The organism is Kitasatospora sp. NPDC094028 (genome assembly GCF_049543595.1).
Taxonomy (GTDB): domain Bacteria; phylum Actinomycetota; class Actinomycetes; order Streptomycetales; family Streptomycetaceae; genus Kitasatospora.
Map to the genome: position 1 here is coordinate 47,115 of NZ_JBMVFA010000034.1, position 6,300 is coordinate 53,414.

General features: G+C 72.5%; 7 protein-coding genes and 1 pseudogene. 3 read left to right on the top strand and 5 right to left on the bottom strand.

All coding sequences use genetic code 11. The features are described 5' to 3' along the window. Nucleotides 1-60 precede the first annotated feature (60 nt). Nucleotides 61-351, top strand: a pseudogene (locus ACPC54_RS34090) (GNAT family N-acetyltransferase); the annotation flags it as partial. Nucleotides 352-420: 69 nt separating this feature from the next. Here the strand turns inward: ACPC54_RS34090 and ACPC54_RS34095 are convergent. The 4 genes from ACPC54_RS34095 to ACPC54_RS34110 form a co-directional block, all read right to left on the bottom strand. Further along, nucleotides 421-591 carry a hypothetical protein gene (locus ACPC54_RS34095; protein ID WP_498970330.1) on the bottom strand — a complete coding sequence of 57 codons (171 nt, stop codon included), beginning with the start codon at nucleotides 589-591 and terminating at the stop codon, nucleotides 421-423. An 82-nt stretch (nucleotides 592-673) separates the two neighbouring features. Continuing rightward, complete coding sequence (locus tag ACPC54_RS34100) at nucleotides 674-1,492, bottom strand: hypothetical protein (protein WP_498970331.1); 819 nt, start codon at nucleotides 1,490-1,492, stop codon at nucleotides 674-676. Nucleotides 1,493-1,497: 5 nt separating this feature from the next. Beyond that, complete coding sequence (locus ACPC54_RS34105) at nucleotides 1,498-1,929, bottom strand: hypothetical protein (RefSeq protein WP_498970332.1); 432 nt, start codon at nucleotides 1,927-1,929, stop codon at nucleotides 1,498-1,500. A gap of 274 nt (nucleotides 1,930-2,203) precedes the next feature. Beyond that, complete coding sequence (locus tag ACPC54_RS34110; RefSeq protein ID WP_498970333.1) at nucleotides 2,204-3,706, bottom strand: tyrosinase family protein; 1,503 nt, start codon at nucleotides 3,704-3,706, stop codon at nucleotides 2,204-2,206. A 484-nt stretch (nucleotides 3,707-4,190) separates the two neighbouring features. Here ACPC54_RS34110 and ACPC54_RS34115 point away from each other — a divergent pair, with 484 nt between their 5' ends. Continuing rightward, on the top strand, nucleotides 4,191-4,880 hold the full coding sequence (locus ACPC54_RS34115) for an SDR family oxidoreductase (protein ID WP_498970334.1): 690 nt from the start codon (nucleotides 4,191-4,193) through the stop codon (nucleotides 4,878-4,880). 110 nt (nucleotides 4,881-4,990) lie between these two features. Beyond that, the gene (locus tag ACPC54_RS34120) at nucleotides 4,991-5,353 is read left to right on the top strand and encodes a hypothetical protein (RefSeq protein ID WP_498970335.1); all 363 of its coding nucleotides are present in this window, start codon (nucleotides 4,991-4,993) and stop codon (nucleotides 5,351-5,353) included. 25 nt (nucleotides 5,354-5,378) lie between these two features. Here ACPC54_RS34120 and ACPC54_RS34125 read toward each other — a convergent pair whose 3' ends face one another. Continuing rightward, the gene (locus tag ACPC54_RS34125) at nucleotides 5,379-6,068 is read right to left on the bottom strand and encodes an ATP-binding cassette domain-containing protein (protein WP_498970336.1); all 690 of its coding nucleotides are present in this window, start codon (nucleotides 6,066-6,068) and stop codon (nucleotides 5,379-5,381) included. Between the last annotated feature and the right edge of the window lie 232 nt (nucleotides 6,069-6,300).

Consider the following 6,300-nt stretch of genomic DNA (forward strand, 5'->3'; position numbering starts at 1 on the left):
GCCCCGACTTCCACGTGAGGGGAGCAACACCATGAGTGAGACGGAACATCCCGTCTGGGCGCCGCCGACTGCCCGGCCCGCTACCTGGTCGGCTACGTCGACGACCGGCCGGTCTGCTCGGCGGAGGTCTTCCTGTACGCGGACGTCGCGGGCCTCTACAACATCGCCACCCTGGCCGCCCACCGCCGTCGCGGCTACGGCGGGGCCATCACCCTCGCCGCCCTGCGCACCGCTCGCGCGCACGGCCACCACACCGCCGTCCTGCAGGCATCGGAGGAGGGCCGCCCCGTCTACCACCGCCTGGGGTTCCGCGACTGCGGCCAGTTCGTCGAGCACGCCATCAGCCCCTGAATCGAGGCACGAGCACAGGAAGTCGGATCCGCCGACTTCCTGTGCGGGACGAGGCCGGCAGGTGGGCCGTCAGCGCCGGGGCCGACGGCCCAGGAGGACGGACACGCCGAGGAGCAGGGCGCCGACGCCGTAGGCCCAGCGGGCGGGCACGGTGACGGCGAGGACGAAGAAGACCGCCCCCAGGGCGGCCGCGGCCGCCCTGGGGGCGGTGCGGGCGGGGCGGTCGTCTCCGGGTTCCACGGTGGCTCTCTTCCTGCTGTCGCGGTGGTTTCGGGGGCGTCCGCTCGCCCGGGGCCGGGCAGCGGGGCGGGACGGGGTGGGGTCAGCGGCGGCCGATGATCTTGGCGAAGGTCGCGAGGGAGACGGTACCGGCCTTCTGGGCGGCGCTGCCGACCACGCCCCAGCTGCCGATCGTCTGACCGTAGTTGGCGGTCAGCGCGGCGCGGCTGGCGTAGTCCTTCTCCTGGCCCATGTCCGCGCCCGTGGACATCTCGACGACCAGCGGAACCTGGGTGGAGAGGTTGACGGAGCCCTGGAGCACCTTGCCCGTGAGCTTCCCCGCCTTCTCCGAGGCGCCGACGACCTTGGCGCCCTTGGTGCCGATGTAGTTGAACACCTTGGTCGCGTCGGAGGCCCCGGAACCGCCAGTCTCGGCGAGGAAGGTGAGCCCGGCCCGGCGGACCCCGACGCTGGCCTTGTAACTGGCCTTGGCGCCGACACCGATCGTCTTGGTGATCGCCCGGCCCGCCTTGAGGCCCTTGGCGACCGCGCCCACGCCGGGCAGGGCCGCGAGCGCGTCGGCACCGAGGCCGACGATCGTGGACGCGTCCCAGTCGCCCTTGATCGCCGCGTCGACGGTGTGGGCGCCGAGCGAGGCGATCGCGGTGACCGCGGCGACCGGGCCGGCGATCGCGGTCAGGACCGGGATCAGGGCGAGGACACCGGCGACGGCGGACACGATGCCGAGGATGTCCCCGAACAGGCCCCAGAAGCTTCCCTTGGCTGCTTCCTCGGCGGCCTTGCGGGCCGCCTCGGCCTTGAGCCACGCGAACTCCTGGCCGCGGGTCTGGATGACGCGGGTGAACTCGCGGTCGGTGAGCAGGCACTGCAACTGGAGCTCGGCCTGCAGCGCCAGCGCCATGTCGATCAGGTCGTACAGCCGGTCGTCCTTGATCCAGCCCCTGGGGCTTCGAGGCGGACGACGCCGACCTCGGCGTCCGGGTAGATGGCGCCCATGGTGCGGGCGAGGCGGTGCACGGTCTGGTCGTTGGCCAGCTCGCTGGGGCGGGCGGTGACGGCGAGGATCGCCGACGCCAGCTTCGCCTCGGGCTGCTCCTTGGACGGCCCGTACAGCAGGGTGCCCGCGTAGACGGCGCCGGCGGCGGACAGCAGCTCGTACATCGACTGCTGGGTGATGACCGCGGCGCCGATCTCCTCGTCGGACGGCTTCGGGTCGACCATGTTCAGCCGCTCGATCAGCCGGTTGGTGTTCACCTCCGCCGACACGGAGAAGTCGATGTCGGTGAAGGCCTCGGGAACGTCGAAGCTCAGCGGTAGGTCGATCGTGGCATCAGCCATCAGGCGCGCCCTTCGCAGTCGGTGACAGGTCGGAGGGCACAGCCCTGCCTCCGCGGGCCCCACCGCCGGTGCGTCATCCTGGGGAGGGCCGCGCCCGGCAGCAAGATCGAATTCCGGTCACCGGGGAGCGACGTGACACTGTCAGATCAACTGATCTACACACCAGAGGGCAGACGGCAGCGGCGCCGCCCACGGTGGGGCGGCGCCGGAACGTCCTGATCGCGCGTCACACGAACGAGTGATGGCGGTGTCACCGACGGCAGTAGCGCGATTCCTACGCTTCGCCGACCAGCAGCCGCGCGTTGACGGTCGGATTGCCCGCCTGGGAGAGCGGGAAGGCCGTGCCGATCTCGTCGGAGTGCCCCGCCACGTCGATCCGGACGGACAGCGTCCGATCGATCAGCTGGGCCTGGGGCATCCGGAAGTCGAGGTTGATGACGCCGTTCTTCATGCACGTCTCACAGCCCCGCGGGTTGTTCGGCTGGAAGAAGAACCGCGACGCGATCGGCTCGGCGTCGGCGAGCAGGGTCACGCTGAACGACCCCGGGATGTTCAGCCGGTCGATGCCCTTGACCCGCACCGAGACCGGGTCGGAACTCCGGAACGCGAAGGTGCGGGCGGCGTCGATGCTGCCGGACAGGTTCTCCATGGTGGTCTCCGCGTGGCCGGCGAGTTCCAGGCGGTCGTACGAGATGTCCGTGGCGATCATCTGCTCGGCGGTCTGGGTGAAGGGCGGCAGTGAGTCGAAGGGGGAGCTCTTGAGCCAGGTGTCGTCCTGGCCCGCCAGTGTGGTGCGGAACCCGGCGAGCGTGGTCGCGTTGGTGTTCGTCTGCCAGCTCAGCCAGAGCCGGTCGATGTTGCAGTGGAAGAACCAGAACACCGGATCGAAGGAGGAGACGTTCTGGTCGGCCATCGTCGGCCCGATCGAGCCGTGGCCGCCGTCGTGGGCCTGGATCGAGAAGTCCTGGTAGCCGTTCGTGTTGTACGCGCCCCACAGCGACTGGGCCAGCGAGGTGGTGATCTCGCCGAGGACGTTGTAGGTCGTGAGGTTCGTCGTGATGTCGGCGAGCGAGTAGCGCTGGGTCGTGTACGGGAAGTACCCGGTCACGGGCGGATTCGCGGTGGCGCCGGGGTCGGTCGGCAGGACGTACCGGTCGAACGGCGGGTGCTGGAGGCGGTCCGGCAGCGGGGTCGAGATGTCCCAGTAGGGGAGCGTGACGTCCGCGCAGCCCGGGACGGAGCGCAGCGCGTCCTCGAACTCGATCAGGTACTGGCGGTGCCAGGGGTTGAAGCGGTTCTCGTGGTGCAGGCACCAGCTCTCCGGGAGGCCGTGCTTCCCGGCGAGCACGAAGTAGCCGTCCGGCGCCGTCGTGCTGCGGGCCAGTACGCCGTTGAACGCCGTCGTGAGGAGGGCGAACTCGTCGGCCGTCAGGGTCGTGATGTCCTTGCGCAGCCGGGTCGGTGCCGGGCCCGGCGCCGGGGGTGCGGTCGGCGCGGTGCCGAGGGGGAAGCCGTTGACGATCCAGTTCTTGAACGTCTGCGAGCGGTTGGCGCTCCATTGCCCCGCCGCGTCCGGGGGCATGTCCGCGTTCGGCGGCGCGGTGTGGGTGAACACCGCGAGGGCGTTCTTCTTCACCCCGTCGTAGGTGCCGAGGTCGATTCCCTTGGCGGCCATGTGGGCCACGTCCTCAGGCCGGAAGTAGGTGCGGATGTCCGCCAGGTAGGTCGGCGCCGCGACGACGGGGTCGTCGGCCGGGTTGCTCTGAGGCGTGGCCATGTGTCCTCCGCTGGACTCGTTCCGCCAGACTCTGGCGGGTGTTTTGCTCACATATGGAGCTTTTGCGGTTGCGAGTATGCGGCACCGTGAAGCTCCCTACACGATCGACACGGGCCGGTCGCCGGGGAGGTGGCGCGCGGGCGCAAAGTTCCCGCGAACGCTCCGGTGCGGCCGGCCGGGTCCCGTCGACGTCGTCGGCGACGACGGGGTGCCTGTGCGCGGAAAGTCGGACCCGCCGACTTTCCGCGCACGGCTCCCGCCCGCCGGTCACGGAGGGTGCCCGGGGCAATGCTGTGCGGATGCGAACGATGGTGTGGGCGCGGCGCCGTGGAGATCGGCCACTTCGGTCCAACAGGCTTATGAATGCAGGGAGTTACGCCGGCCGATGGGGGCGTGTGCGTGGCCGGGCGCGTGCCCCGGGGCGTGCGTCAGGCCGGCGCCGATGCGCCGTTCCGGCGCGGTGGTCGGGGGTAGGTGGGCGGCCATGGGCGTTCACTTCATCACCGGAGCGGGCTCCGGAATCGGTGCGGCCGTGGCCGGACTGCTCGCCGAGCGCGGCGAGGACCTGTGGTTGCTGGCCAGGGACGAGGCACGGGCGGAGGTGCTGCGGTCGCGGTTCCCGGGGTGCCGCACGGTGGCGGTCGACCTCGCGGAACCGACCTCGCTGGCCGCCGAGTTGGAGAAGCAGGAGCTGCCGGACCGGCTGGACTCGCTGCTGCACGTGGCCGGCGCCCTGGAGCCGGGCACGGTGGCCGAGTTCGACGCGGCCGTCTGGCAGGAGATGCTGGCGGTCAACCTGCTGGCGCCGGCCGAGCTGACCCGCGCGCTGCTGCCCGCGCTGCGGGCGGCCCCGGGGCGGGTGGTGTTCGTGAACTCGGGGGCCGGGCTGCACGCGCCGCCGCGCCTCGGGGGCTACGCGGCCTCGAAGTTCGCGCTGCGGGCGTTGGCGGAGTCGCTGCGTGCGGAGGAGTTCCGCAACGGGGTGCGGGTGACGTCGGTGTACCCGGGCGAGGTCGACACGCCGATGCAGGTCCGGCTGCACGGCGCGCTCGGCCTGGAGTACGACCCGGGGATCTGCCTGACCGTGGAGTCCGCCGCCAAGGCCCTCGTCGGGGTGCTGGACTTCCCGTTGGACGGGACGCTGAGCGAGCTGACGATCCGTCCGGGGTGCTGAGCCGCCGAGTCGCCTGATCCCGATGGTGCCGAGCCGGCCGACGAGCGTCGGCCAGCTCGGCCGCCTGCGGGTCCATTGCCACATCCGCACACGGCGGCGATCATGACGCCATGACGGAGAAGACCGAACGGCAAGCAGTGATCGTCACCCGGATCTTCAGGGGCGAGGGCTCGGCGGAGGACACCGCGGAGGCCGCGCGGAACTTCGAGCTGTGGGTGGAGCTGTTGTGGCAGGGGAACGAGGCCGCCGCCCTGGCCGCCTGCCTTCGCGCGCTGGCGGCGGAGTGCGGACACCACTGGAGGACGATGGACGACCGCGACAAGGCGGCCCACGTCTGGTTCTTCAGCTACCTCTGCCCGCTCCCCGAGACCCTTCGCCCCGAGGCCCGCGACTACCGGGACGGGGTGCTGAGCGGAGTCGGGTTCCAGGAGCTCGCGAAGATGATCCGGCTGCGCAAGGGCGAGCCGGAGTGAGCGGCCCGAAGGCACGGGCCGCCCGTCACGTCCCGGAGGAGGGGCGGGCACCGGCGGCACCGGCGGCACCGGCGGCATCGGGGGCGTCGGGGGCCGGTTCGCCGGTGAGGTGGCGGTAGGCCGGGGCGTCGGCCAACAGGCCCGCGTGCGTGCCGAGTCGGGGCTGCGAGCCGTCCAGGAACAGGACCCGGTCCGCACGGCGGGCCGGGCCGGGGCGGTGGGTGATGGTGACGACGGTGCCGGGGCGGGCGCGGAAGGCGCGTTCCACCCGGAGTTCGGCGGCCGCGTCGAGGTGGCGGGTGGCCTCGTCCAGGATGACCAGGCGGGCGTCGCTGAGGTGGGCGCGGGTGAGGGCGATCAGCTGGCGCTCGCCGGGGGAGAGTGCGGCGGGGGCGAGCTGCCCGTCCAGGCCGCCGAGGCGCTGCAGCAGGGGCTCGGCGCCGACCGCCCGGGCGGCCGTCAGGACGGCGGAGTCGGTGGCGTGCGGGGCGAGCCAGCGCAGGTTCTCGGCGACGGTGCCGGTGAAGACGTACGGGTCCTGCGGGAGCAGCACCCGGGCCCGGGCGAGGTCGGTGCCCGTCAGTTCGGCGGGGGCCGCGCCGCCGAGCAGGACCTTGCCGTGGCCGGGGGCGACGACGCCGGCGACGATGTCGGCGAGGGTCGACTTGCCGATGCCCGAGGGGCCGACGACGGCCAGGTGTTCGCCGTCGCGCACCGCGAGGTCGAAGCCGTCCAGGACCGGGTCGGCGTTGGCGCCGTAGGAGAAGGAGACGTCGGAGAGTTCGAAGGAGCCGTCCAGCGGCGGGAGCCGGTCGGCCCCGGCGGGTTCCGCGGCCGTGGGGGCCCGGGGGGGGGCGGGGGGGGGGCCGGGGGGGGGGGGGCGGGGCCCGCGCGCCCCCCCCCCCGGGGCCCCGCCCCCCCACCCCCGCGGCGCGGGGCGACGGCGG

What these genes read in the sequence shown, in the direction of transcription:
- ACPC54_RS34100 (WP_498970331.1), bottom strand. Translation starts at nt 1,492, where the DNA reads ATGGCGCTGGCGCTGCAGGCCGAGCTCCAGTTGCAGTGCCTGCTCACC.
- ACPC54_RS34115 (WP_498970334.1), top strand. Translation starts at nt 4,191, where the DNA reads ATGGGCGTTCACTTCATCACCGGAGCGGGCTCCGGAATCGGTGCGGCC.
- ACPC54_RS34105 (WP_498970332.1), bottom strand. Translation starts at nt 1,929, where the DNA reads ATGGCTGATGCCACGATCGACCTACCGCTGAGCTTCGACGTTCCCGAG.
- ACPC54_RS34120 (WP_498970335.1), top strand. Translation starts at nt 4,991, where the DNA reads ATGACGGAGAAGACCGAACGGCAAGCAGTGATCGTCACCCGGATCTTC.
- ACPC54_RS34110 (WP_498970333.1), bottom strand. Translation starts at nt 3,706, where the DNA reads ATGGCCACGCCTCAGAGCAACCCGGCCGACGACCCCGTCGTCGCGGCG.